20 protein-coding genes are annotated in these 26,001 nt (G+C 41.8%); 7 read left to right on the top strand and 13 right to left on the bottom strand.

The window, feature by feature from the left end:
* The first annotated feature begins 67 nt into the window (after positions 1 to 67).
* A complete protein-coding gene (locus HWQ44_RS06725) occupies positions 68 to 1,375 on the top strand; it encodes a glutamate-5-semialdehyde dehydrogenase (RefSeq protein WP_292716590.1) in 1,308 nt (435 codons plus the stop codon).
* 63 nt (positions 1,376 to 1,438) lie between these two features.
* Here HWQ44_RS06725 and HWQ44_RS06730 read toward each other — a convergent pair whose 3' ends face one another.
* The gene (locus HWQ44_RS06730) at positions 1,439 to 1,948 is read right to left on the bottom strand and encodes a GNAT family N-acetyltransferase (RefSeq protein WP_292716592.1); all 510 of its coding nucleotides are present in this window, start codon (positions 1,946 to 1,948) and stop codon (positions 1,439 to 1,441) included.
* Between the two features lie 80 nt (positions 1,949 to 2,028).
* Positions 2,029 to 3,444 carry an isochorismate synthase MenF gene (locus tag HWQ44_RS06735; protein WP_292716594.1) on the bottom strand — a complete coding sequence of 472 codons (1,416 nt, stop codon included), beginning with the start codon at positions 3,442 to 3,444 and terminating at the stop codon, positions 2,029 to 2,031.
* 307 nt (positions 3,445 to 3,751) lie between these two features.
* Between HWQ44_RS06735 and menA the strand changes: the two genes are divergently transcribed.
* The 3 genes from menA to HWQ44_RS06750 are packed head-to-tail and all read left to right on the top strand — an operon-like array spanning position 3,752 to position 7,214.
* Positions 3,752 to 4,648 carry a 2-carboxy-1,4-naphthoquinone phytyltransferase gene (gene menA, locus HWQ44_RS06740; protein WP_292716597.1) on the top strand — a complete coding sequence of 299 codons (897 nt, stop codon included), beginning with the start codon at positions 3,752 to 3,754 and terminating at the stop codon, positions 4,646 to 4,648.
* Positions 4,649 to 4,695: 47 nt separating this feature from the next.
* Positions 4,696 to 5,763 (top strand): o-succinylbenzoate synthase, encoded by a 1,068-nt coding sequence (locus HWQ44_RS06745; protein WP_292716600.1) that lies wholly within the window; start codon positions 4,696 to 4,698, stop codon positions 5,761 to 5,763.
* Entirely contained in the window at positions 5,748 to 7,214 is a 1,467-nt protein-coding gene (locus HWQ44_RS06750; protein ID WP_292716603.1) for a 2-succinylbenzoate--CoA ligase, read from the top strand. Before HWQ44_RS06745 ends, HWQ44_RS06750 begins: the two co-directional genes overlap by 16 nt.
* Here HWQ44_RS06750 and HWQ44_RS06755 read toward each other — a convergent pair.
* From HWQ44_RS06755 to HWQ44_RS06770, 4 genes are all read right to left on the bottom strand, one after another.
* Positions 7,207 to 7,653 carry a thioesterase family protein gene (locus HWQ44_RS06755; protein WP_292716606.1) on the bottom strand — a complete coding sequence of 149 codons (447 nt, stop codon included), beginning with the start codon at positions 7,651 to 7,653 and terminating at the stop codon, positions 7,207 to 7,209. The two genes, HWQ44_RS06750 and HWQ44_RS06755, sit on opposite strands and share 8 nt — an antisense overlap.
* Before the next feature lie 230 nt (positions 7,654 to 7,883).
* Positions 7,884 to 8,645: a DUF928 domain-containing protein gene (locus HWQ44_RS06760; protein WP_292716609.1), complete on the bottom strand. Its 762-nt coding sequence runs from the start codon at positions 8,643 to 8,645 to the stop codon at positions 7,884 to 7,886.
* Between the two features lie 132 nt (positions 8,646 to 8,777).
* On the bottom strand, positions 8,778 to 11,183 hold the full coding sequence (locus tag HWQ44_RS06765; RefSeq protein ID WP_292716612.1) for a CHASE2 domain-containing protein: 2,406 nt from the start codon (positions 11,181 to 11,183) through the stop codon (positions 8,778 to 8,780).
* A 48-nt stretch (positions 11,184 to 11,231) separates the two neighbouring features.
* Entirely contained in the window at positions 11,232 to 12,662 is a 1,431-nt protein-coding gene (locus tag HWQ44_RS06770; protein WP_292716615.1) for an AAA-like domain-containing protein, read from the bottom strand.
* Positions 12,663 to 13,022: 360 nt separating this feature from the next.
* Here HWQ44_RS06770 and HWQ44_RS06775 point away from each other — a divergent pair, with 360 nt between their 5' ends.
* Both HWQ44_RS06775 and HWQ44_RS06780 read left to right on the top strand, forming a co-directional pair.
* Entirely contained in the window at positions 13,023 to 14,609 is a 1,587-nt protein-coding gene (locus tag HWQ44_RS06775; protein ID WP_292716618.1) for a calcium-binding protein, read from the top strand.
* A 341-nt stretch (positions 14,610 to 14,950) separates the two neighbouring features.
* Positions 14,951 to 16,465: a glycoside hydrolase family 18 protein gene (locus HWQ44_RS06780; protein WP_292716621.1), complete on the top strand. Its 1,515-nt coding sequence runs from the start codon at positions 14,951 to 14,953 to the stop codon at positions 16,463 to 16,465.
* 320 nt (positions 16,466 to 16,785) lie between these two features.
* Here the strand turns inward: HWQ44_RS06780 and lpxD are convergent, their stop codons facing one another.
* The 5 genes from lpxD to HWQ44_RS06805 form a co-directional block, all read right to left on the bottom strand.
* Positions 16,786 to 17,838 carry a UDP-3-O-(3-hydroxymyristoyl)glucosamine N-acyltransferase gene (lpxD, locus tag HWQ44_RS06785; protein WP_292716624.1) on the bottom strand — a complete coding sequence of 351 codons (1,053 nt, stop codon included), beginning with the start codon at positions 17,836 to 17,838 and terminating at the stop codon, positions 16,786 to 16,788.
* A gap of 133 nt (positions 17,839 to 17,971) precedes the next feature.
* On the bottom strand, positions 17,972 to 19,063 hold the full coding sequence (locus tag HWQ44_RS06790; RefSeq protein ID WP_292716626.1) for a hypothetical protein: 1,092 nt from the start codon (positions 19,061 to 19,063) through the stop codon (positions 17,972 to 17,974).
* A gap of 238 nt (positions 19,064 to 19,301) precedes the next feature.
* On the bottom strand, positions 19,302 to 20,543 hold the full coding sequence (locus HWQ44_RS06795; protein ID WP_292716629.1) for an NAD(P)/FAD-dependent oxidoreductase: 1,242 nt from the start codon (positions 20,541 to 20,543) through the stop codon (positions 19,302 to 19,304).
* A gap of 49 nt (positions 20,544 to 20,592) precedes the next feature.
* A complete protein-coding gene (gene rd / locus HWQ44_RS06800; protein WP_292716632.1) occupies positions 20,593 to 20,757 on the bottom strand; it encodes a rubredoxin in 165 nt (54 codons plus the stop codon).
* A 76-nt stretch (positions 20,758 to 20,833) separates the two neighbouring features.
* Positions 20,834 to 21,028 carry a hypothetical protein gene (locus HWQ44_RS06805; protein ID WP_292716635.1) on the bottom strand — a complete coding sequence of 65 codons (195 nt, stop codon included), beginning with the start codon at positions 21,026 to 21,028 and terminating at the stop codon, positions 20,834 to 20,836.
* A 421-nt stretch (positions 21,029 to 21,449) separates the two neighbouring features.
* On the opposite strand from HWQ44_RS06805, the gene HWQ44_RS06810 reads away from it, so the two are divergent.
* Positions 21,450 to 22,004 (top strand): SRPBCC family protein, encoded by a 555-nt coding sequence (locus HWQ44_RS06810; protein ID WP_292716637.1) that lies wholly within the window; start codon positions 21,450 to 21,452, stop codon positions 22,002 to 22,004.
* 264 nt (positions 22,005 to 22,268) lie between these two features.
* Here the strand turns inward: HWQ44_RS06810 and clpB are convergent, their stop codons facing one another.
* Together clpB and HWQ44_RS06820 are read right to left on the bottom strand one after the other, a co-directional pair.
* Positions 22,269 to 24,887 carry an ATP-dependent chaperone ClpB gene (gene clpB, locus HWQ44_RS06815; RefSeq protein WP_292716639.1) on the bottom strand — a complete coding sequence of 873 codons (2,619 nt, stop codon included), beginning with the start codon at positions 24,885 to 24,887 and terminating at the stop codon, positions 22,269 to 22,271.
* A 184-nt stretch (positions 24,888 to 25,071) separates the two neighbouring features.
* Positions 25,072 to 25,998 carry a phosphodiester glycosidase family protein gene (locus tag HWQ44_RS06820; protein WP_292716642.1) on the bottom strand — a complete coding sequence of 309 codons (927 nt, stop codon included), beginning with the start codon at positions 25,996 to 25,998 and terminating at the stop codon, positions 25,072 to 25,074.
* Between the last annotated feature and the right edge of the window lie 3 nt (positions 25,999 to 26,001).

Consider the following 26,001-nt stretch of genomic DNA (forward strand, 5'->3'; position numbering starts at 1 on the left):
TGGAGGAAGACAAATGATGAACATAACCTGAGATTGATAAGATGAAGAAAAGGTAAATATTTGTACTATGACTATTCTTGATATTGGTTCTTCCCTAATTACGATCGCAGGGCAAACCCGCCAAGCTGCAAGTAAGCTAGCGATTCTCTCCACTGAGGCAAAAAATCAGGCAATTGTTGCGATCGCGCAAGCTTTAGAATCAGCTAGAGATGAAATTTTACAAGCAAATGTTGCTGATTGTAAAGCTGCTACTGCCGAAGGGATTCCCCAACCACTTTATAAGCGCTTGCAGTTAGATGAACATAAATTAAGAGATGCGATCGCTGGGGTACGAGATGTTGGTAAACTAGCCGATCCAATTGGTAAAGTACAGATTCACCGCGAACTTGATAGTGGCTTAATTCTCAAGCGCATCACTTGTCCTTTAGGCGTTTTGGGGATTATTTTTGAAGCTCGTCCAGAGGCGGCGATTCAAATTGTTTCCTTGGCGATCAAGTCGGGAAATGGTGTGATCCTCAAATGTGGAAAAGAAGCTGTCCGTTCTTGTGAAGCGATAGTTAAGGCAATTAAACAAGGATTATCTCAAACTGCTGTTAACCCAGATGCAGTACACTTGCTCACAACCAGAGAAGAAACTCTAGAACTGTTGAAGTTAGATAAATATGTGGATTTAATTATTCCTAGAGGTTCTAATTCCTTTGTTAGATTTGTGCAGGAGAATACACGCATTCCGGTACTAGGTCACGCTGACGGGATTTGTCACCTTTATATAGATAAAGCTGCCGATCTTTCTAAAGCAGTTCCGATTACCGTCGATGCCAAAGCCCAATATCCTGCTGTTTGTAATGCAATTGAGACTTTGCTAGTTCACCAATCAATTGCTACAGAATTTTTACCGAAAGTTGCTGAAGCTTTGCAAGAACACCATGTGGAATTAAGAGGCGATCGACGCACCTTGAAAGTTTTACCTAACATTGTATCTGCAACAGAAACCGACTGGGAAACAGAATATAGCGATTTTATTTTGTCGATAAAGATTGTAGACTCTATAGAAGATGCGATCGCACATATTAACGAATATGGTTCTCGTCATACCGATGCCATTATTTCTGAAGATTTAGTATCTGTGGAAACTTTCTTTGGACTAGTAAATTCAGCTAATATATTCCACAATTGTTCTACCCGCTTGGCTGATGGTTTCCGTTATGGTTTCGGTGCAGAAGTAGGAATTAGTACGCAACAAATGCCTCCCCGTGGCCCCGTTGGTTTAGAAGGATTAGTGACATACAAATATCAAATGACTGGTGATGGTCATATTGTTGCTACTTACACTGGGGCGAATGCTAAAGCTTTTACTCATCAGGATTTAGTGTAAAACATCGTCAAAAGGATATGCTTTAGTAACGCTATAAATACACCGGAGAAATCGGTGTATTTTTTATGTTAATAGTTTATCTGAATTGTCAAAAATTTTAATTGGGCCATGCCATCGGTCATCATTTAAGAAAACCTCGTTAAAAGCTCCATTAGTGTATTGACTAATTACTTTATCCCAAAAAGCTTGTGCGCCTAAGTTCAAAGCAGTCTGCCGTACCTCCCAACTGCCGGGAAACTGGTTAAAAATGTTAGTAGCTACCTGTTTCCCAATGCCATGATTTCGATACTTCTTGAGGATAAAGAACTCAGCAATAGACATAGCATTGCTATTTTGATGAAGGTAGGTGTGCTGATTAACAAGTACAAACCCTGCCAGTTTCTCATTAACTTTAACTAAAAATGGGTGTCGCTCAGGTTCTATCCAATAGTAATCAAGATATCGATAGCTAAACAAGCCGCAGACATCTACATCTTTAGCTTCTATCTCACTTAAGTCATACTGATATAGTTCCATTAAACTACACAGCACTAACTTTTGTTCTTGAGTAGCTTTTATGACTTCTATTTTCATAAAAAATCTCCGATACTGGAACTAGAATATAAGCTCTCATACAGAGAAATCTTTGGATGTTTTTTAATTTATAAATCTCTTTAAACTAACGCTTTTAGTAACGCCTGAAGTTTCAGTTGCACCTCTGCAAATTCTTTGTCAGGATTAGATCCCGCAACGATACCAGCACCAGCATACAATCTCGCGCGATCGCCATCAATTAATGCTGAACGAATCCCCACAATAAACTCGCAGTTTCCCTGAGAATCTATCCAACCCAGAGGCGCAGCATACAAACCTCTTTCAAAGCTTTCATAACGACGAATTTCGGCACAAGCAACATCTCGTGATGCACCGGCAACGGCTGGTGTAGGATGCAATTGAGCGACAATCTTTAATGGATGTATGTTAGTAGGAACTGTAGCATTTATTGGTGTCCATAAATGTTGGATGTTGGATAATTGTCGTAGACGCGGTGCTAATATTTGAGGGAATAAACCTAGCTGGCATAGGCGTTGTGTAATGAAATCAAGTACCAGCAAATGTTCGTGCTTTTCTTTTTCACTATTGAGTAAGCGATTGGCATTAGCTGCATCTTCAGCAGGGGTTTTGCCTCGTGGTGCAGAACCAGCTAAAGCATCAGTGATTAACTGTTGATTATTAATACTAATTAATCTTTCTGGACTTGCACCAATAAAGTTTTGTCCTTTGCCATTACTTGTAGAAAAAATATAACAGTTAGGATGTATTTGCCTAAGATTATTTAAGGATTTAACTAAGTTAAAGTGGTTGCTTGACTTTACGTCTAATATATCTGCTAGGACAACTTTACTTAAATGACTAGACCGAATTTTTTCTAAAGCAGACACTACTGAACGTTTAAACTGAGCAGCATTAGTAACAGATTTTTTATAGAAATTAGCTGGGAAACAATCAATACTAGCAGAGTAATATTCTAAAGATTGGATAAATTCAATTTTGTTTTGCAGATTTTTCAACAATCTTTCAATATTTACATTTGCATTGATAATTATATTTGTTACTAATATGCAACGCTGATTTTTGACAGCTACTTGCCAACGGGGAAGAAAGATGGTGGCAGATGGAAATGGATAATCTAATTGGGCATTTTTATCAAAAAAGCTGAAATAACAAAAAAAGTGAGGGCCGGAAAAAGGCTGGTTAGCGTTACCAAAATTAATTATATTTTTTAGACAAGATTTGATAAAATCTTCCGCTTGACTGAAACGGTCTACGCCATCAATCTGTAATTTTGCTACAGCATCAATTGCCGCGATCGCTTCTCCTTTACCTCTGTCCTCAAAGTAAAAATTTATTTCATTTGCTTGTGTAAGTTTATCCAATACAAGTAAAGGGTCAACTAAATCGATCTCTTGGGAGATACTGACAATTTGCCTACAATTATTGTTGACGCACTTTTCTTGCACTGCTACCAGAAATTGATATAAATCTTTGTGCTCTACAAAGAAGTTGTTACGACATGGTGAAACTGTCATGGATCTATAGTAAATTTTTTTTAAGTTAACTTCCTAAAGTGTAATTAATCGTGGTCGTATTTCTACAGGTAACATATTAAGTTGTCATTTCACCAGCGTAGGATTTGCTTTGTTCATGGTGTTCCTAGACCCTGACAAGCCAGTTCCAGCCTTAGGCTGCAACGTGAGGGTGGAGTGTTAGCAACGCAAGGTTAACGAGCCATAGTCAAAGTAGCAGTTGTTTTTAGCTCATGAATATCTAGCGTCTCTTTAAATCATAAAATCTCAAGTGTGAGTAATATTCCGGCAATTTAATTAATCACGACTGATGACCACCAAACAGATTTTATATCCCAACACTAAGTTATGGATGGCAGCGATTAAACCGCCAATGTACAGCGTTGCCATTATGCCCATTTGGGTAGGAACAGCAGTAGCATTTGCCGAAACTAAAATTTTCAATGGTGCAGTATTTTCTACTTTTGTCGCTGCGGCAATCTTAATTCTTGCCTGGGAAAATATCAGTAATGATGTCTTTGATTCCGAAACAGGGATTGATCAAAATAAGCACCATTCTCTGGTGAACTTAACAGGCAATAAGCCATTAATATTTTGGATAGGAAATTTGTGTTTAGGTTTGGGGTTGCTAGGCATACTAGCGATCGCCTTTTGGCAACAAGACTTAACTGTTATCGGGATAATTTTGCTGTGCTGCGGTCTAGGCTATACGTACCAAGGGCCTCCCTTTCGCTTGGGATATCAGGGTTTAGGCGAGATTATTTGCTTTTTTGCCTTTGGCCCCTTAGCTGTGGAGGCAGCATATTACAGCCAAACCCAAACTTGGTCAATAACGAGTTTAGCAGCCTCAGTAATTGTTGGGATTACCACAACCTTAATTTTGTTTTGCTCACACTTTCACCAGGTTAAGGATGACATAGCCGCAGGCAAGCGATCGCCTATCGTCCGTCTAGGAACCCAAAAAGGGGCCCAACTCCTAGTTTGGTTCACCGCTAGTATTTATCCCCTCACCTTGCTGTTTGTGCTGTGGGGAATTTCTCCACCTTGGACATTACTGAGTTGGGTAAGTTTACCCTTTGCTATTAAATTATGCCGCCATGTCCAAGAAAATCACAACCAACCGGACAAAGTTAGTAACTGCAAATTCATCGCCGTAGCCGTGCATTTCTGGGCTTGCTTGCTGTTGGGATTGGGATTTATGATTTAGCGCATTGGGCATTGGGCATGGGGAAAATAACTAATGACTCTTGACTAATGACTAATGACTACAAATTTGAATTTCGTCCCTATCAGCGAAGATTTTTGCGATCGCTTACCACCAATCATGGTAGGTGGGATATTCGTGAAGGTATTATCCTCCGTCTCACGGATGAATCAGGTAAAGTCGGCTGGGGAGAAATCGCCCCCATTAGCTGGTTCGGTTCGGAAACCCTAGAACAAGCCTTAGATTTCTGTCGCCAACTTCCAAGAGAAATCACAGATGAAACGATTTTCTCTATCCCAGATGAGTTACCAGCTTGTCAATTTGGCTTTGAGTCAGCATGGGAGATGGGAAGTGAATTCTTTTCAATGCCCAATGACAGCAGTTGCTCCACTTGGGGAAACCCCATCGCTTTTAGCGTCTCCCCTTGGGAGAAGACCGCACTGCCTCCCCCATGCCCCATGCCCCATGCCCAATCTTTCAGTGGCTTATTACCAGCAGGGGAAGCAGCTTTAAATCAATGGGAAACGTTGTGGCAACAGGGATATCGCACGTTTAAATGGAAAATTGGTGTGGATGCGATCGCTCATGAACTAAAAATTTTTGAGTCACTCATACACACCTTACCAGCCTTTACCAAACTGCGATTAGATGCCAACGGTGGACTCAGCTATGAGGAAGCTAACTTATGGCTGTGGACTTGCGACAATCTCAAAGCAAATCCAGAACTACGCCTAGAAATTGAATTTATCGAACAACCACTACCCGTTGAGCAATTTCAGCAGATGTTGGAATTGAGTACGAGTTATGAAACTGCGATCGCTTTAGATGAATCTGTCGCCACACTTGGGCAACTCGCCGCCTGTTATCAACAAGGTTGGCGAGGCATTTTTGTGATTAAACCTGGGATAGTCGGCTCACCATCTCGTCTGAGAAAGTTTTGCCATCAACATCAAATTGATACTGTATTTTCATCAGTATTTGAAACTGCGATCGCAAGACTTGCAGCACTCCAGCTAGCAGCAGAATTATCCCGAAACAACAGGGCAATTGGTTTTGGCATCGACCATTTTTTTGAACAAGAAGAAACCTGGCTTCAAAGTTTATGGAACGACCTTTAGACTATTTTAATAACCTGGCTAAAAATGATTTGCTTATCGGTTACAACAACCATCAACTTAATCAAATAGCTCAAGAACTATATTCAGAACTAACACAGTTATCAACGTGTGGAACGCCACCAAAAATTATCTTAGCCGAACGCGAACCATTAAGATTTATAGCAAGTTTTATTGCCGCTTGTGCAGCTAATTGTCCAGTTTTTCTTTGTAACCCCGATTGGGGAACACAAGAATGGCAACAAGTCTTTGATTTAGTACAACCAGATATTATTTGGGGAATAGGGAATAGGGAATGGGGAATGAGAAATGGGAATAATTACCAATGCCCAATGACGGCAGTTGCTCCACTTGGGGAAACCCCATCGCTTTTAGCGTCTCCCCTTGGCAGAAGACCGCACTGCCTCCCCCATGCCCCATACCCAATGATTATGATTCCCACAGGTGGTTCATCAGGACAGATTAAGTTTGCCATCCACACTTGGGAAACTCTCATAGCATCTGTACAAGGATTTACAGAATATTTTCAACTAAAACAAGTCAATTCATTTTGCTTTTTACCGTTATATCACGTTAGCGGTTTAATGCAATTTATGCGCTCTTTCACCACCGGAGGTAAACTGGCTATTCAACCATTAAAATCACTAGAATCAGGGGAAATATTAAATATTCAACAATCAGAATTTTTCATATCTTTAGTACCAACACAGTTACAACGAATTCTCGAAAATCCAAAATTAACAGAATGGCTCTCCCAATTTAATACTGTATTTTTGGGAGGTGCGCCAGCATGGAATGAACTCTTAGAAAAAGCAAGATTTCATCGCATCCGGTTAGCACCAACCTATGGTATGACAGAAACAGCCTCTCAAATTGCTACCCTAAAACCAGATGATTTTCTGAGCGGTAAAATTAGCAGTGGTCAAATTCTTCCCCATGCCCAGATAATTATTCGCAATCAGCAAGGTGAAATTTTAAACTCAAATATAATCGGAAATATTAACATTTATGCTCAATCTTTAGCCCTTGGTTACTATCCTAAAACCAGAGAAAGTAAAACTGATTTCCAAGTAGATGATTTAGGTTTTTTAGACGAGCAAGGTTATTTAAATATTGTCGGACGAAACAGTGACAAAATTATTACGGGTGGAGAAAATATTTACCCAGCAGAGATTGAATCAGCGATACAAGCAACTCAAATGGTTGCTGATATTTGTATCATAGGCATCCCAGATAAACACTGGGGACAAGCCTTAACAGCAATTTACATTCCCAAACAATCAGATACCTCTGCCTTGAAAATCCAAACCTTACTCAAAGACAAACTTAGCAAATTTAAAATCCCTAAATATTGGATTCCTCAGCACAACTTACCCCGCAACTCCCAAGGTAAAATTAACCGCCAAAAATTACAGCAAATAGCCACAGAATTCCTTCAAAATCCCATTACATAATCTCTCTCGACCTTCTTCTCTCTGCACCTTCAGCGTCTCTGCGGTTCGTTTCCAACCACTGAATAATCTCATCAGGTAATTCCTGCTTACTTCTACTACTCACATCAATACAAACATGCCTAGTAATAGCCTTAGCAACTACCACCTCAGTCACTGTAATTTCGTAAGTAATTTCAAACTTATCAACACCTATTTTTTGGGGAATTAAGCTAATCAGCAACTTGTCCCCGACAAACATAGGGCGCAAAAAATCTACACTAGCATGAACAATCGGGAAAGCCACAGATGGATTAGTAAAAAAATCTTTGAGATTAATACTTGATGCTTCTAAAGATTCTTCATAAGCTTCATGGCAAATACCCAAAACATTAGCAAAATAAACTACCCCAGCGGTATCAGTATCTTGAAAGCGAACCGTGCGATTATAAGTAAAAGACATTTTTGATAATTGAGTATTAAAAACAAAAAATAGCAGGTTTATTGCCTGCTCTACAAACTAATGTTAACGTGATTTCACTGCGTAGCATCCCCGCTAATTTAGTCATAAGTAGCAATGACTAATATCAGGTTTGGTTAAATACTTATAACATCTGTAGGTTGGGTTGAGGAACGAAACCCAACGCTTGTTGATCCTTGTTCATGTTGGGTTTCACTGCCGTACCCCTACAGCTATTCACAGCAGTCTACTATCGCTTCTGAAGCAATATCATTCAGACCAACAGATTGCAACATGTTAGCCCAATCAGTACGTTTCGGGTCTAGGCGGCGAAGTTCGGCTGAAGCAGTCAGGGACTCGTACCAAATACCATTAGTGGCATAAAGAGCAACGCGCTGTTTTGGTGTTGCTGTCTCTAACTGACTTTTTAAAACTGGGTTGGGTTCGACCCTTTTAACCCAACCATTAACAAAAACAGGTGGTTGTTGTAAATTACAGTAAGTATTGAAATACCAATGATAACGCTTGCCAATTTCTAATGGGGAAGCTGTCGATGGCAGAGAGAGGCTAACAACCCCTGGCGTTCCAGACAGTGAAACAGGGCTTTGATATATAGTCTGCCCCGCTTCATTCTGTAGCACGAACTCTGCGGAAACTGTGGCCACATCATAAGGAACGTAAAACCAGAAAGTTGGATGGGAGATAGTCGTTAATCCAAAGACTAATTCCGCATTTGAGAACTGATAAACCGGAACTAAAGCTGTTAGTCGCTTTTTTTTGGATGTAGCAAGCTGCTTGTCCATGCTTTCGCAGCCGCGCTTTCCTCCTCCAACGCGATTACCGGGTGCGTTAATGTCATCTGGGGGAGGAGGTGCGTTAAAAATCCCCGATGCAAGAATTTCCGATTTTACGGGCTGTGCTTGTACTGGCGTGAAGCATAGCGATACTAAACTGATTCCGAAGGCAAGTTTAAGCTGTCTAAGACCTAAATTCATTTCAGTAGTAACTCAAAATTTTTACCTATTTTCATTAGTAAGTATCCAATTTTACAGATATCTAATGGGCATAATAAACGGACTGATGAAGGATATTTAGATATTCAAAAGAATGAAAGGTATTTTCGGAAATTACGCCTGCTCTGATCTTTCTTGCCTAGACAGATTGATACTACTATTACTACCTTGAGAAATGCTGTAGATGACTACACTACTACTTGTAACAACCAGAGCCAGCGCACCAGGAATTAGCGGTATCCAAATGCCTTTCAGAAGCATAACAAAGCTAATTGCGGATATAACCCCAATTACAGTAACTACCGCCAGTCCTAAAAGCCAGGAATTACGAATGCGCCATGCTAATATCCCTCCAAAAACTGACCAGTAAAAAACCCATAAAGCCTCACCCCAAACTGGCCAAATCCATAATAGAGTTCGTCCATCTAAAACTGCACTGAGAATTTGACTCACCATTTGAGCATGAACAATAACTCCTGGGATTTCCTGCTTATGATCGGTCGTGTAAGGGGTGGAAAAATAATCACCAGCACTTTGGTTAGTGATGCCGATAAGTACGATTCGATTCTTGACGATTTTGGGATCGATCGCACCCCTGAGCAAATCTTTTAAGGTGATTTGCTCAACAGCCTTTAAGGGAGAGTTAAAGGAACGGTAATTTAGCAATACTTGATAACCCCAGTCATCCAGTTGTTGATAGCCACCCATGTGCGATCGCAATCGCTTAAATACAACTTGGCCAATCTGCAAATCTTTTTTTTTGGTGTACTTGACAGAAATGCCTTCTGCCTCTAAATAACGAAATGCCAATTGAGCGCTGAAAGCGTAGGGCGTAGTACAAGGGGATGAGTCGTTTGGTTTCATCGCCAGCAGATGGCGGCGGAGAATACCATCGCTGTCTTTGACAAAATCGCTAAAGCCTTGACGCGCTATTGGAACTTCTGGAGGGGGTGAAACGCCTGGTTCATTAATTTGAGGTTCGCTGACTTTACAAATAGCAACGAAGCGATCGCTGCGCCGCATCCAATTAGCTAAAGGTGCTTCTTTGGCATCTACAGGGAAATCGCGATAAATATCTAAGCCAATGGCTCGTGGTTGATATTGCTCTAGTTTTTCCACCAAAAGAGCAAGTGCCCGATCTGAGAGCGACCCTTTTCGCTGCTGCTGTTCTGGAAGCTGAAAATCATCTTCAGCGATCGCCACTACCAAAAGGCGGCGATCTGGTTGTTCGCTAGGGCGCAGTCGCAGCAGTTGGTCGAAAGCTTTTAGCTCCGCAGCTTGTAGTAATCCCAGATGTCGCACCCCCATTACCAAGGCTGTGACAACCACACTTAAAACAAGCACAGTTTGAAGACGGCGCTTGTTGGGCAATGTTTGACGCGATCGCTCTCCCGATTGTGAACTTGATAAGGCTTTATCAACCCAATTTTGATTAAAAATAGTAGCATAAATGCGGTTATAAACTTTTAATAAACCCTGTTGCTTGACAACCAATCCTGATAGCCGCAATTCTATTTGCTCAGGACTGCTATCTGCTGTGATTTGACCTGTTTGTAAAATTTGCTGATAAAGCTCCAGCAATTGCTGAGTGCGTCGGTAAAAAATGCGATCGCGAATTGTCCTCAGATGCTCCGGTTCATCTTGGGATTCCCAGTTGGCAATTATTTGAGAACGTACCAGTTTCTCAACATACTCGGCTTCACCATCTGCTGAAATGGGAGAAGATGCGTTCGCCGTTCGCGTAGCCATCACTAACTGGCAAAGTTTCTGAGTGAGAAAAGGTTGACCACCACTCCAAGCTAATATCTCTCGCAACACTATCTGAGGATTACCGATACCCACTAATCCCTCAGCTAATGGTTGAGCTTCATGCCATTGAAAGCCGCTTAATTCAATTGCTCGACCAATATTAAAAGGTGTGCGGTGTTTGTCTTGAATCAAATCGTAGGGAGTAGTCACCCCTAGCAGAGCAAAGGTAAGGCGCTGGTAAGCTGGATTATCGGCTCGTTTGTTATAACAAGCCCGAATCAAAGCTAAAAAATCATCCTTGAAGTTTAATTTGAGAATGCTATCAATTTCGTCTACAAAAATCACAATGTTTTGAGACACTTCTGCCAACAGCACTGACTCAATAAACTCACTCAAGCATTGTATTGGTGATAGTGCAGTGCGATCGCTCCACCAATTCAGGACTTTAAATTTGGGAATGAAGCTACGCGCTAGCCTCCGCAGTATGCCCAAATACCACTCAGATGAAGTAATATCTTGACTACTAATTGCCGTAATATCGACAACACCACAAGCAATACTCTCTGCTTGCAGTTTACGCATTGTTTGGACTCGCAGACTAGACTTGCCCATCTGCCGCGAGTTGAAGACATAACAAAATTCTCCAGCCTTTAGTGCATCATAAAAATCTTTGTCGGCTTGCCGCTGCACATAGCTTGGAGCATCAATTTGTAGACTCCCTCCGACTTGATATTTGTAAGGCGAGTTTTTTGCTTGGCTCGTTGGATGCATCCTCACTTTCAGCTATGAGCAACGTGTCATCTTGGTTAAAATTTATAACTAACTGAGGCGATTTTGAAAATATTGGCGGTATAAATCGCAGCGTGGCATCACTTTATTGTCATTACAATATACCACCAGACCCATGCTATGTAATTTAAATGCTGACTCCGAGTCTAGTTCTATCGGTACAAAACTCTTCACAACCTGGCTAAAAGCTGCCACTAAATTTGGATGATCGTTGAGATTACACAAATGCCCTCGAAGATGGTCTTTGTAAATTCCCGCTTCAGTTGGGGCTGTTTCCAACAACTGCTCAAGTGTGATGTCCTGATGTTGAACGTGATAAAGAGCTAGCCGGACTAAATAAGGATGTCCTCCTACCATCTCCATCAGTTTTTCGACCTGAGTATCAATCCAATTTAGTCCTTGATGACGCTCAACCAAAATTTGAACTTGTTCTTGATTAAACTCTTGTAATTCAATACTCAATCCGACGTTAAAGGGAGATTGATTAATATTTAGCGGAATATAAACTTCTTTAGAATGTACCAAAATTAGCCGGAGTTTTTTCCAGATTTCGCTACTGCGATCGCCATACTTGGCATACTCATACCAAGCTCGTAACAGGTTAAAAAAGTCTTCAGCAATTTCCCGATGTGGAAAAATGCGATCGACGCCATCCAAGCTAATTACTAATGGGCTGTCGATTTCTTCTAACAAACATTCTTCAAAGTAAGCAGTGGTTTTATCCTTACTGCCATAAATGCTCCAATAATCATCTAACTGATGAAGCTGCTTCAGTTTCCTGCCAACGCTTTCACAGAACCAGCGTAAAAATGTATCCAAGCTGGTGAAAACGGCTTTATCTGCTAAATGAAAGCTTAAAGCTACTGTTTGGCAGCCATGCTTTCTAGCTTCATCAAGAATCCTGGCCATTAGCGAGGTTTTGCCCATCTGTCTAGATGCTTTGATGCGAATTAGGGCACCTGGCTGCAAAATCTCTTGAAAACAGCGATCTTCAATTGGAGGACGTTCAACATAAAAGCTAGAAGTGAGAGGGACTTGACCTACCGGAAACTCTGGTTCTGTGTTCAGTTGAGGTCGTTCATTAGTTAGTAATACTTCCTCATTTCCTTCAGAACCGGAGTTGGGGGATGTCATTTTCTCCCTTTTTAGCTGTGGCTGTAAAGTTGCCTCTAACTGCTTTGGTAACGCAGCAGTATCGGAAAGCTGCTGCCGCTCTAATGCTGCCTGAAAATTCTTTTTACTAACCTTTTCGCCAAATGCTGCTGACAGCATTTGCCATAGCTTCGGGCCAACATCATGCTGTAGGTATTCGGTAGTGTAGCCATGAACTTGGGCAATTTCACCATACTTCTTTCCTTGCCAAGAGCTACGAAGTATTGTTACTTCAATATCTTTCAGATGTCTTTTTGTCTGGGCAACAACTGCTGCATCTAATATTTTGAATGCTGTTTCAAAGTCCATTGCTCAGGAATGAATAACAACTATTTATATATTTAGCTACAGTCCGAATTCTCAACTTTCCAGATTTTTCACCAAACTATATTCAAATGGCTGTAATCCTTACCTTGCCTATTTCAGCAAAGATTACTCCCCTTAAATTTTCTTACTTAACCTTAAATTGACTTCTTTTGTCGTTTAATTTCTGGGAATCAAACTCCTTAAATTATCCATATTTACGTTTTTGAGTGCAAAAGGCAATCTGTAATAACAGCAACCGCAGCGATTGGGATTTGGATAAATCTAACTTTATTGAAATGTCCAAACTCTAAACCAGGTAAATAATACACAAACTCATAACCAAATCAAAGGAGACTCAAAATTATGGCGATTATTAGTGGAACCATAACCCCTGCTGATGACAAAATTATCGCTAATGGGGACAACGATAAGATCGATGCTCTAGCGGGTAACGATACGGTTAATGGTGGCGCGGGTAACGACACTTTAATAGGCAACTTTGGCAATGATTCTCTATTTGGGGGACTTGGTAACGATTTCCTCGATGGTGGATTCAACAGAGACACCCTTGATGGTGGCGCAGGTAATGACACTCTCAACGGCGGCGATGACAACGACATCCTTTCTGGTGGGACTGGAAACAATCGCGTTAATGGCGGTGCGGGTAACGATATTCTCATCGCTCAAAACGGCAACTTTCCGGCTATAGGTGATGTTGGCGATACCCTGATTGGCGGTGTCGGTAATGACGAGCTGCGTGTTGAGGGAGCCTCAAATTATTTCTTAACCAATAATCAGTTGTTTGTCGGTAATTTAGCCCACCAGTTTTCTGAGATAGAGGATGTCAGGCTCACTGGTACTTCCGGTAATGACACGATTAATGCATCTCAGGCTCTTTTGTCAGGGCGAACCTTTCTCTTCGGTGGTGCAGGTAATGACACCATCATAGGTAGCCGTGGTCTTGACCAGATCAACGGTGGTGATGGTAATGACAGCATAGTAGGAGGAACGGGATTTAACTTCCTGCGTGGAAATAATGGCAATGACACTCTTATCGGTGGAAATGACAACAATAATTTGAATGGAGGACAAGGGAATGACTTCCTCCAAGGTGGAGCCGGGAGGGATAGTTTTTCCGATAGTGCCTTTGATGGAGCAGGTGATGACCAATATATCGGGGGAGGAGGTGAAGACTTCCTATTTATAAATGGTGACAATAACTTTGAGCTGTTCTCATTTGCCAATGACCCAAATAAAAGCCAACTCAAAGGTGGCAAGTTTGGCCCTGGAGCTAATCTAGATGATTCAGCCACAGGTACAGATACCCTCCAAGGTATTGAAAACGTTGAAATCCAAGGAGGCGCTAGCAGCAATCGCATAGATGCCAGTCGCGCCAACCAAAACGTCAACGTAGTTCTTAATGGTCTCGATGGCGGTGATATTCTGCTAGCTGGTAGCGGCAACGATGTACTATTTGGTGGATTGGGCAACGATCGCCTTGACGCAGGCGCAGGTAACGATCGCCTAAATGGTGACTCTGGCAATGATATTCTTTCCGGAGGTAAGGGTAATGATACCCTCTCAGGTGGTGGTAGCTTTAATAGCCAAGAAATAGATATTTTAACAGGAGGAGTTCTATTTCAAGGGGTTCAATCTGTTGATACGTTCAACCTACGTGACTCTTATCGGCAAGCTGGTCATGCTGTGATCACAGATTTCTCTCTACTAGATGGGGACAAGATCACTCTTCGCGGTTCTGCTAGCGATTACACATTCGTACAGCAAAACTTCAATACTAATAATAGTATTGGTAGTGGTATTTTTTCAAATGACTCATCTATCTTAGATACGGTCATCTTCTTCGGAGCGCCCGCTTTCGGCGACGTGATTGCTGTGGCTGAAGATGTCAGTTTGAGTGCGCTCACTCCTGGAATTACATTTACTATCTAACGCTTTCAGTCATTAGCGATCGCACATAACCTTGCGATCGCTGATTTTCCCGGTCATCCTATCCATCTCTTTGGGTATGTATTCGCCACACCGAAATCAAATTCATTGATTAATGTCATAAAATACCTGATTTTTATTGAGATTCATCTAACTTGGGATGTAGGAGAAATTAAATCGTATATATTTCTCAAGTTAGACGAGTTATTGATAATTGATATCTAACTTTAATTGTTAACCATCAACGTAATTACCCAATTAACAAGACAAGCAGTCAGAGAACGAATCTATTGATTATTGGCTAATTCGTAGTTGGATTCATTGTTAGTCATAAGAGGTAGAAAATGGGATTATCTACAGATTATTTAGGCATTCCTGATTGGGTGAATAAACCTGAAGGATACCAAGCAGGAGTCACAGTCAGATATAACCAAAATATCTTTAAAACAGCTTTCTGGGGTTCAGAACCAGGGGTAGGAAATCCTGAAGAGAATGGATGGCGATTTGATGATGAGTTGTATGATCTAACATCTCAAACTCACACTCAAGAAGCCAAAATTATTGCTTATATCCCAACTTGGAGGAAGACAGAAGGCTTTGACTATGCTAATGAGAAGATTTATCAAAATATTACTCATGGCATCATCTCATTTCTCATGTTTGAGGAGAAAAACCTTGGTGAATTTACTCAGACATCAGTAAACGATGTTAATGAAATCCTTGATGATGTTGTAACCACAGGACACAAAAATAATGCCAAAATCTTGATTGCCCTGGGAGGTGCAACAGATTATGGATTCTTGTATCTCATGGAGAAGATAGGAAATAATCCTTCAGATCCACTTCTCCCGCAAACTGTAAATAAGGTAGTCAAGTTTATCAACGATCATTCTCTAGATGGTGTAGACCTAGACTTGGAGTGCTGGTGGGCTAAAAATCCAGGAGACCCTGACCAGGGAGGCCGACCTACAGGTGATCCCCATCCTGCCGGATTAGGTTTGACTAAATTTGCCGAGCGATTAAAGCAAGCTTTGCCGCTAGGTAAAACAGTTTCAGCAGCTGTGTTTGCCACATCTTGGTATGGAAATAACTATGACCCAAAGCTGGCCGATTATGTAGAGTGGATTGGCGTGATGAGCTATGACCTGACTGGTGCTTCGGATAAATCTCCTGTAGGCCCACATACAAAACTCTTTAGCATCCGAGAGCAAAAGGCTTATATACCAGAGCAACAGGAGAAACCTTGGCCAGCGTTACCAGAAAGACCTCCAAAACCTGATGACAATCCGATTATTTCAGTGGAAGATTCTTTGTGGTACTGGTCAAACTCATATTTTGTCAACTGGCAGACTAAGGGACAAGGACTTCCAAGGAATAAGCTGGCATTTGGAGTACCTACGTATGGGTATGACTTTGCTTATAAAAAAGATCAAGATCCCCAAAGTCATGAGATACCTCCAGGATATAAAGTGATTCAGTACAAGGATATTGTCAGAAATTATCCTTATTCTGATACTGCTCCTGATGCCAATATTAAAGAGCTAGGAAGTACACCAAGACCTGATTTCGTCAGTCATGTTCCAGGAAACTATCCATATGCTCACAATATCTACTTTGAAACTCCAGAAACTGCTGTTGAAAAATTGAAGTTTTTAAAGTATGTCGGAGTCCAAGGGGTTATTGTTTGGGATATTACTGGTGATGACTGGCAAGGGAATAAAAGTATCATCAAAGCACTATACCAGGCAAAAGATTTGCCAGTAGACTTGAGTGCAATCAGTGGCTTCTACACTAAAAAGCAGCAATACCCTAACGTACCTGTGGGTGTGGAAAAAGTTAGCCAAGCTGCACCTGTCTAGCCTCAGATATTGTGTACCATTTGTGGATATTTGTTTAAGCACTAACCCAACTTCCCCTCCCCAATGTTGAGGAAGGCATCATATCGTGTCCGGTTCAAGACTTATCATTAAGACGGCAGGGGGCAGGGGGCAGGGGGAAAGAGCGTTTCCTGGTTTTTGCACAGATGCGGGAATTATAACTCATTAGGCGGAGATGATATCACTCAATCACCTCCCAATACTTCTCGGACAAGTACTCTTCAACTCTTGTGGAACGGACAAGATGCCCGGATCACAAGAGTTATTTTAAATTTGGTTATGCAATTTAGATAACTTTCAACTTAATCATTGCTATTTTTGAATTTACGTTGCAATTGTTTTAGTGATTGATACATATCTGGCAGGCGACCATAAACAGCAGATACCTTGAGATATAGTTTGTAAGGAAGGGCTGGAGTTCCGCAGACAATTTCTCCTGGTGCAACATCGTTGTGAATTCCAGTTTGAGCAGATGTCATCGACCCATCTCCCATCTTCACTTGATTGACTATTCCTGTTTGTCCAGCTAAAATAACGCGATTTCCCAGTTTGACACCTCCCGCCATGCCAACCTGACCTGCGATCGCACAGCTAGAACCAATTTGGCAACCATGACCTATTTGCACTAAGCTATCAATTACTGTATTGCGACCTACCCGTGTTTCTCCGACGGATGGGCGGTCAATGCCACTGTTGCAGCCAACTTCTACGCCATCTTCTAAGACTGTATAGCCAGATTGTTCCATTTTGAACCAACCAGTCGGGATAGGAACAAAACCAAAGCCTTCTGCACCGATGACAGCACCACTGTGAATGACGCAATCTGCACCGATGCGGGTGCGTTCGTGGATCGTACAGTTGGCGTGTAAGGTGGTGCGATCGCCGATTTTGGCATCTGGATAAATCACCACGTTGGGATGAATGATTGCACTATTGCCAATTTCTACCCCTTGTTGAATCACAGCATGGGGGCCAATATAAACATCACTACCAACTTTTGCGGTAGAGTGAATCACAGCGGTGGGATGAATTTCTGGGGTAGGGCGATATGGTTGATAAAAAAGTGCGATCGCTTTGGCAAACAATAATCGCGGATCTGAGGTTGCTAGCCAGACAATACCCCTCTCTTGTGCAAGCGTCTGTAATTTTTCGGACTGGGGCAAAATTAAAGCACTAGCATTGGTATTGCCGACAAAAGACCCAAATTTTGCACCTTCTACATAACTGAGAGTACCGTTGCTAGCATCATCAATGGCTGCTACCCCTGTAATTTCTGGGTCTTGGTCTGGGTTGCTAGTCAGGCTATGATTGGTGGCCGCGTCACCAAATTGACGGAGGATTTCGCTGAATTTCATTGTTGGGTGTGTTCAAAATTGATCTACAATCGCAAGATAATTTTCCCTCTTTATGCTCCAATACAATAATTTTGTAGACGCATAGCAGTAAAGCAATCAGACCGTTCCTAAATTCCCTCTAGGTTGGAGTACTTCACCGACATTCTTCTGTTGATGGCTCTCGTTGTAAAGATGAGCCTACTTTCACAGAATCTTGTCTCAGTAGCGTCTTGAGGCGTTGATTATCTTCGGCGGCGATCGTTTCACCATAGTGATGAAGCTGAAAAAGCTGGCAATAACGGTTTTGTTTGGCGCAAATCAGGCAGCCATAGGCATGATTGCCGTTAGTACCGCATAGGCGATGTCCCATCACTGGGCCCAGAGAAGTATTTTGCTCACTAGCGACAGCGCTGAGAATTGAGCGCAGTTTTGACTCGAAATCCAATGACAAGTATTGCTTACGTCCTGGTTGTGTTCGATCCCATTCTGGAACGATTAATTCCTGTTTTAACAGACTTGCTTCAATGTCTTCAGACATCACAAGCCCAGATAGAATAACGTGATGGGAAACATGGGGCAATAGTGTCCGTGCTAATTGCCACATTAAGGCTTCATCAAACCACTCTTCAACTAGTGGACGCAGATACCAACAACAGGGAATCCCAAGGTTTACTAAATCTTGTAACAACTGTACCCGGCTCTGAATTGAGGCTTGCTCATAGCCTGGTTTCAAGGGTGGTAGACTGACAAAAACAGTGACTCGAAGTGAATGAGGTCGCTCTAGAGTTGTTTTGAGGCGCTCTAGAAAAGATTGACCAGGATGGACTTTGGTGGTGATGTAGACTATATTGGCAGCTTTGCGGTCAATCAGTGCATCCAGAATTGATAGTACACGTTCTCGATGGGCTGGAATAAAGGGGTCAGAGTAATCGCACAATGAAATTGGAAAACCCTTTTGTCCCTCCTGAGTAGCAAAAATGTAGTCTAGCAAAAGATCGAGCAGCTCAACTGGATCTGAGACATCTTGAAAGTTTTGTGGATAATGATGCCAGTCACGGTCTTGATGACAGACACAATAGGCACATTCAATCGGACAACGATTTTGGACATTGGGTAGAAATGGATTGAGACTGAAGTATTTTACAGCCCGCTCCTCATCAGGAACACCAAGCACTGGAAAGCCGTGCAGCATATACTGGCTTGCCTGCAACATAATTTCAGACGCAGTATTTTTATCAGTGTTCATATATTTTTTATAGAAAAACGAATACACCCTGAAAAATTAGTCTTCTCTAGGGTGGCTGGTGTGAATGTAGAGTGGCAAGGTGGGAAATGCTAGAAGATTAGTACAAATTTTGATAAGTAAATATAGTTAAGTAGCGATCGCTTGTTCCTAAAGAACTGGTAAATGGGTTCGGGTTAACACGGAGAAAAATCTCCGCGTCTTTGTGTCACTCCAAATCCATCAACTTTGGATCGGCAGACTATTCGTGGCTAGTCGCCATTGCTATCCCTGCTAAATATCCGGTTGTCCAAGCACTTTGGAAGTTAAACCCACCGGTAACGCCATCAATATCTAAGATTTCTCCGGCAAAATAAAGACCAGGAACTAACCGACTTTCCATTGTCTTGAAGTTGACTTCTTTGAGCTTGACACCACCACAGGTAACAAATTCTTCTTTGAAGGCTCCTTTGCCATTAATTAAGTATTGTCCTTGAGTAAGCTCTTGCACTAGTTGATTTAAGGTTTTACTAGATATTTCTGCCCAACGGTCTTCTATGGTAATGCCTGCACGGGCAATGATATATTGCCAGAGACGATGGGGGAGATCAACGCCGCGATGCAATGCGATCGCTTTCTTTCCCCATTCATCCTTAACTGCTAAAACTTTTTCTCGCACTTGTTCTTGGTGCAAATTAGGTAGCCAATTAATCAATAATGTGGCTTGGTAGCGGCTTTCGTGCAGAACTCTCGCACCCCAAGCAGAAAGCTTCAAAACAGCCGGGCCACTCAAACCCCAGTGGGTAATTAGCAATGGCCCAGTTTGTTGCAATTGGGATTTTCCGCCCGCAGATAACCGCAATTGAGCAGGGTTAACGCTTACTCCAGCCAATTCCCGCAACTTTTGATCGACAATGTTGAAGGTAAATAACGAGGGTACTGGCGGTTCAATTTGATGACCTAACTCTCGGACAATTTTATAACCCGCAAGGCTACTACCGGTTGCCAGAAGGAGGCGATCGCATTTAATCGTCTCTCCCGATTTCAGAAGAATATCAAAACCCCCATCTGCTGCGGTTCGTTTCACCGAAGTTACATGTGTACCGATACGGAGTTTTATACCAGCTTTCGCCACCGATTTAATCAGACATTCCACAATGGTTTCTGAAGTATTGGTGACAGGAAACATCCGGTTATCAGCTTCAGTTTTTAGATAGACTCCACTAGCAGCAAACCAAGCTACTGTGTCTTGAGGCCCAAACCGAGTCAAAGCACCCCGCAAAGCTTTTGCACCTCTAGGGTAATTTTGCACTAACTCCTCCGGCTCAAAGCAAGCGTGAGTAACGTTGCAGCGTCCGCCACCAGAAATTAGCACTTTCGCTAGGGGTTGACGACTGGCTTCGAGTAAGGTAACTTGGGCATCAGGATTGGCTTTAGCACAAGCGATCGCGCCAAAAAATCCCGCTGCCCCACCCCCAATAACTACAATTTGTAACGGTAGCAAGTTCTAAAATTTCTCAATAGCACGTACTTTACTAGGCTAGCCGTTATTTTCACTCTTCAACTATTTCAAATTGGTCTTTTGTGGCACCGCAAGTCGGACATACCCAATTATCTGGTATATCTTCAAAGGCTGTTCCCGGTGCTATATCGCTATCTGGATCGCCTACTTCTGGGTCATATTCATAGCCGCAAACAGTACATATATACTTTGCCATGTTCGTTTTTCCTAGTAAATTGTTGGCATTGCTTCACTATTTTATTTCTCTCTCCCTACCTCCTCTGCCTCTCTTGTTAAAAACGCCACCATCTCCTTTGGGCGTAACTGATAATCCCGATCGCGATCGCTCCAAGTAGTAGTAGCCAAATAATTCCACCTGGAATAAAAGTGAGAATACCAATACCTCTCAGTACCCAGACGGCGACGCTAACGCCAAGAAGGATACCAAAAATCTGGATTAATCTACGATTTAAAGAAGATTGACTCACTTACTTTTCCTCTCAACTCAACAGACATTACACTTGATATTGATAATTAAGATATGAAGTTATGATGAAGTTGCAGTTTCATCAGAAATAACACGTAAAAATCGAGAGATGCTATCCAAACGCTGGGGTAAGGTACTTGATATTAAGTCGTGTTTGTGCCATTCTAGCTGTTAATAACACAGTTGTTCATCTACAAGTATTACTTTGATAAAAGTCACTTAAGTGCTAATTGTGTTAATTCTGAGAAGAAATACAGTTTTTACAGTAAAGTAACTGAAATAATTAGCAAAAAATCACCGTTTCCGGAAAAGATAGGGATTAGACTGGAACTAAATTTAATGAGTTGGATCAAAATCAAGTTTTATGGCTTGTAATTTCAACTCCATTTAGGTGGATGAGTTGAGGAGTAACTTAAATCATTATGTCTGCGTCTTATATATCAGATTCAATTATTGCAGGTTCAGATATGGCTTGGAGTCAAGACAAGCAAAAGTTGCTGGTACAGGGTGAAATTTTGGTAGAAACGCGATCGCACAAGACATGTGGTGGTGCGGTGACAGCCTGGATGTATGTGCCGATGGTGCGATCGCACGTTTGGCAGCAATTAACTGATTACCCCCGGTGGGTGCAATATTTTCCCGATATCACCAAAAGCGAGATAGTACAAAAAGGTGAAGTCAAACGTCTGTATCAAGCAGCACAAAAAGCCTTCTTCTTTTTCACGGCTCAAGTGGAAATTTACCTCAGCGTTGTAGAAGTGCTGGGGCAGCAAATTCAATTTCGTATGGAAAAAGGGACTTTTGAGGATTTTAACGCCAATTTAGAACTAAAAGATTATGGTAATGGCACAATCCTTGCTTATACTGTGCAAGCTACCCCTCTGATTCCAATTCCATCAATTTTCATTCAACAAGCAATGAACTTAGAGTTGCCTGCAAATATGCGTAAGATGCGACAAGTGCTTTGTAAGGGTTAATTAACTTTGGATTTTAGATTTCAGATTTTAGATTAACCCTACGGATGAATCGGCTTGGTCTAAATATTGAGAGTTTTGGGCGCTTTCCGCATTGCAAAAGCATTTTGAATCTTAGCTAAAGTTCAGAAGAAGGGGAGTTTTTGCAGCAGCTAAGTTGATTTTTCAAGAATAGTTCACTACAAAGACGCTTTCTCTAAAAGAGAAAGCGTCTTGCTAATGGTTAGTGTCGGGTGGTTATGGGCCAATAACTAAGAATTGCTCTAATTAGCTACTAAATACCTCAACAGGTAAGCGACTAAAAGAAAGACGCTCATTCTGCACATCTACAAAGATGGTGTTACCGTCGTTGAATTCACCGCGCAAGATGGATTTAGCAATTTGAGTTTCTAACTCCCGCTGAATCGCCCGCTTCAGTGGACGCGCCCCATACACTGGGTCATACCCTACTTCTGCTAAAAAGTCAAGTGCAGAATCCGAGAGTTTGAGGGATATTTTGCGATCGCCCAGTCTTTGCCGCAATCTTTCCACTTGTAACAGCACAATTTGCCGCAATTCTTTCTTATCCAAACCGTGGAAGATGATGATTTCGTCAATCCGGTTGAGGAACTCTGGACGGAAGCTATTTCGCATCGCTTCCATGACTCGACGGCGCATTTCATCGTAGTGGGCGTTATCCCCGGCGACATCAAGAATGTACTGCGAACCGATGTTGCTGGTCATGATGATAATAGCGTTTTTGAAGTCCACCTTATGACCTTGGGCATCAGTGACGCGACCATCATCGAGAATTTGCAAGAAAATATTAAATACATCGGGATGTGCTTTCTCGATTTCATCGAAGAGAATCACTGAGTAAGGACGCCGCCGAATCGCTTCTGTAAGTTGTCCGCCTTCTTCATAACCCACGTATCCTGGAGGCGCACCAATTAAGCGAGAGACGGCGTGTTTTTCCATATACTCCGACATATCGATTCGCACCAGCGCATCTTCGCTATCGAACATATACGCCGCCAATGCTTTCGCCAATTCAGTTTTACCCACGCCCGTAGGCCCAAGAAAAATAAAGCTAGCGATGGGACGATTAGGATCAGCTAGTCCAGCCCGCGATCGCTGAATTGCATCCGCTACAGCTGTCACTGCTTCTTCTTGTCCAATTACGCGGTGGTGCAGTTCATCTTCTAAGTTCAGCAGTTTCTCTTTCTCAGATTCCACCAATTTGCTAATGGGAATTCCTGTCCATTTAGAAATAATTTCGGCAATATCAGCTTCTGTGACTTCTTCGCGTAATAATGATTTTCCACTTCTTTGAGTGCTTGCCAATTCAGCTTCTACTGCTTCCAATTGACGATGCAAACTGGTTAAATTGCCGTATTTCAACTCCGCAGCCCGGTTAAGGTCGTAATCGCGTTCTGCTTGCTGAATCTCTAAGTTAACCCGTTCAATCTCTTTTTTAACCGACTGAATTTTGTCAATAATATCTTTTTCCGACTGCCATTGAGTATTCAGGGTTTTTTGTTCTTCTTTGAGATCGGCAATTTCTTTTTCCAGTCTTTCTAGACGTTCGCGAGAAGCTGCATCGCTTTCTTTTTTCAGCGATAGCTTCTCCATTTCCAATTGGAGAATCTTACGGTCAATTTCGTCGAGTTCTTCTGGTTTGGAGGTAATCTCCATTTTCAGTCTAGCGGCGGCTTCGTCTACTAAGTCGATGGCTTTATCAGGGAGGAAGCGATCGCTAATATATCGACTCGACAATACAGCTGCTGCAACTAAAGCACTATCAGAAATCTTCACCCCGTGGTGGTTTTCATAACGTTCTCTCAACCCGCGCAAAATCGAAATACTATCTTCTACACTGGGCTGATCGACATAAACCTGTTGGAAACGTCTTTCTAGTGCGGCATCTTTTTCGATATGTTTGCGGTATTCATCCAGGGTTGTTGCCCCAATACAACGCAATTCGCCCCGCGCCAACATTGGTTTTAACAAGTTACTAGCATCCATTGCGCCTTGGGTTGCACCAGCGCCGACAACGGTATGAATTTCATCAATAAATAAAACAATCTTGCCGGCAGATTCAGTAACTTCTTTTAATACTGCTTTCAGGCGTTCTTCAAATTCACCCCGGAATTTTGCCCCTGCAATCAAAGCACCCATATCTAAAGCAATTAGCTTGCAGTCTTTGAGGGATTGAGGTACATCACCTGCGATAATCCGCTGTGCTAATCCTTCAGCGATCGCAGTTTTACCAACACCTGGTTCACCAATTAGCACAGGATTATTCTTGGTGCGGCGAGAAAGAATTTGGACAGTGCGACGAATCTCATCATCTCGCCCAATTACTGGATCGAGTTGACCTTTACGCGCAGCTTCGGTGAGGTCACGCCCGTATTTTTCCAGTGCTTCATATTTGCCTTCTGGATTTTGGTCGGTCACTTTTTGGCTCCCACGAACTTGTTTAATAATATTTTTTAGCTTGCCTTCGTCTAAACCGAATTCTTGGAATAAACCTTTGCCAAACCGGTCATCTTTAGCGTAAGCCAGCAATAAGTGTTCAATTGAAATATATTCATCTTGAAACTCTTTGCGATATCCATCTGCCCGATCTAGAAGTGTATCCAAGCTGCGTCCCAAGTAGACAGAACTGCTGCTACCAGATACTTTCGGCTGCCGTTGAAAAAATTGTTCAGTGCGATCGCGCAATTTTTGGAGGTTAACACCTGCCTTGGTGAGAATTCCAGTTGCTAGACCATCTTGTTCTAGCAAGGCTTTCATCAGGTGTTCACTTTCAATTTGCTGTTGTTGATATTGTTTGACAATATCGGGGGTGTGGGCGATCGCTTCCCAGGCTTTTTCTGTAAATTGGTTAGGATTAGTAGGTTGCATAGGCTTTTTCAGGAACGTAGAGGCGCAGCAGCTTTTCGGAGGCTACCACCAGAACACCAAGTAAAGAAAATTTCTGTTCTCACATAGATATTGTAAGAACAGGAGAGCCATCGCCTAGATCGGTGTTCACGTCTTGTAAAAGTGGTATTTTCCCGTAGTTACCATTTTCCATTGGCGATTTTGTTTATTTTCTGTAAATCAAAAAAACTGAACCAATCGGCCCAAGGTTTTCTACATAAGTTTTCTGGTTATAATACAATCCTGGAGACATGCCTCCATCAAATAAAATCCCTTCTTGAATCTTACCTAAACAGTTATTGCTAGCAATGCCTTCTAAGACATTATCAAACATATCTGGCAGTAACTCTTGATTAACTTGAGATAATTCTATATCTGAATTAGCTTTCAAGTCATTAACTAGGAGGATGACATACCCTTGATTCGTGATCGCTGCCAGAGAGCGATTCTTAGCATTTTTACAGGCAAATTCTCCCAAATCTTGACAAATATCTTTAAACTTACCCTGACGGTAGAATCTGCCATTACCACCCACTAAATTGTAATTGAGAATATCGCTTTTTCTTCTACCAGCTTGGATAGTAGCCTGTCGCTGGTTGGGTGTACCTCCTGATATCCCAAAGGAAGAACGTTTATTTTTAAATGCTCCTGAATACTCTATGCCACGAGAAACATTTAAGCCTTGTGGTTGATCATCAGTACCTATATAGTCGGCATTAATTGCGGCAATGGGTAGCTGTCCGTTTAATTTGGCATTCTCATCGGCAATGAGTTCATGAAACCGTTTTGCGACATATTCTTTACGCAGTTTCCCCCTGGCATCTTTGGCATAGAGTTGATGAGATAAACCAACATTAACTTTGAAATCTAATTCTGCTGACTTGGGATTAAAAATAATCACATTGTTAATACCTCTTTGATTTTTTTTACCTTGATTATTGGTTTTAAAAAAATCAATACTGAACTTGGCATCTTTGCCAGGACAAGTTTTAGATGCTTTTGGGACTGAATTTGCTTCAATCTCTTGACAACCTGATAATAAACTTGCCGCAACTATCAAGCTAAATAAGAAAAATAATTTTTGTGTATACATAAA

The organism is Nostoc sp. JL34 (assembly GCF_017114945.1).
Taxonomy (GTDB): Bacteria; Cyanobacteriota; Cyanobacteriia; order Cyanobacteriales; family Nostocaceae; genus Nostoc.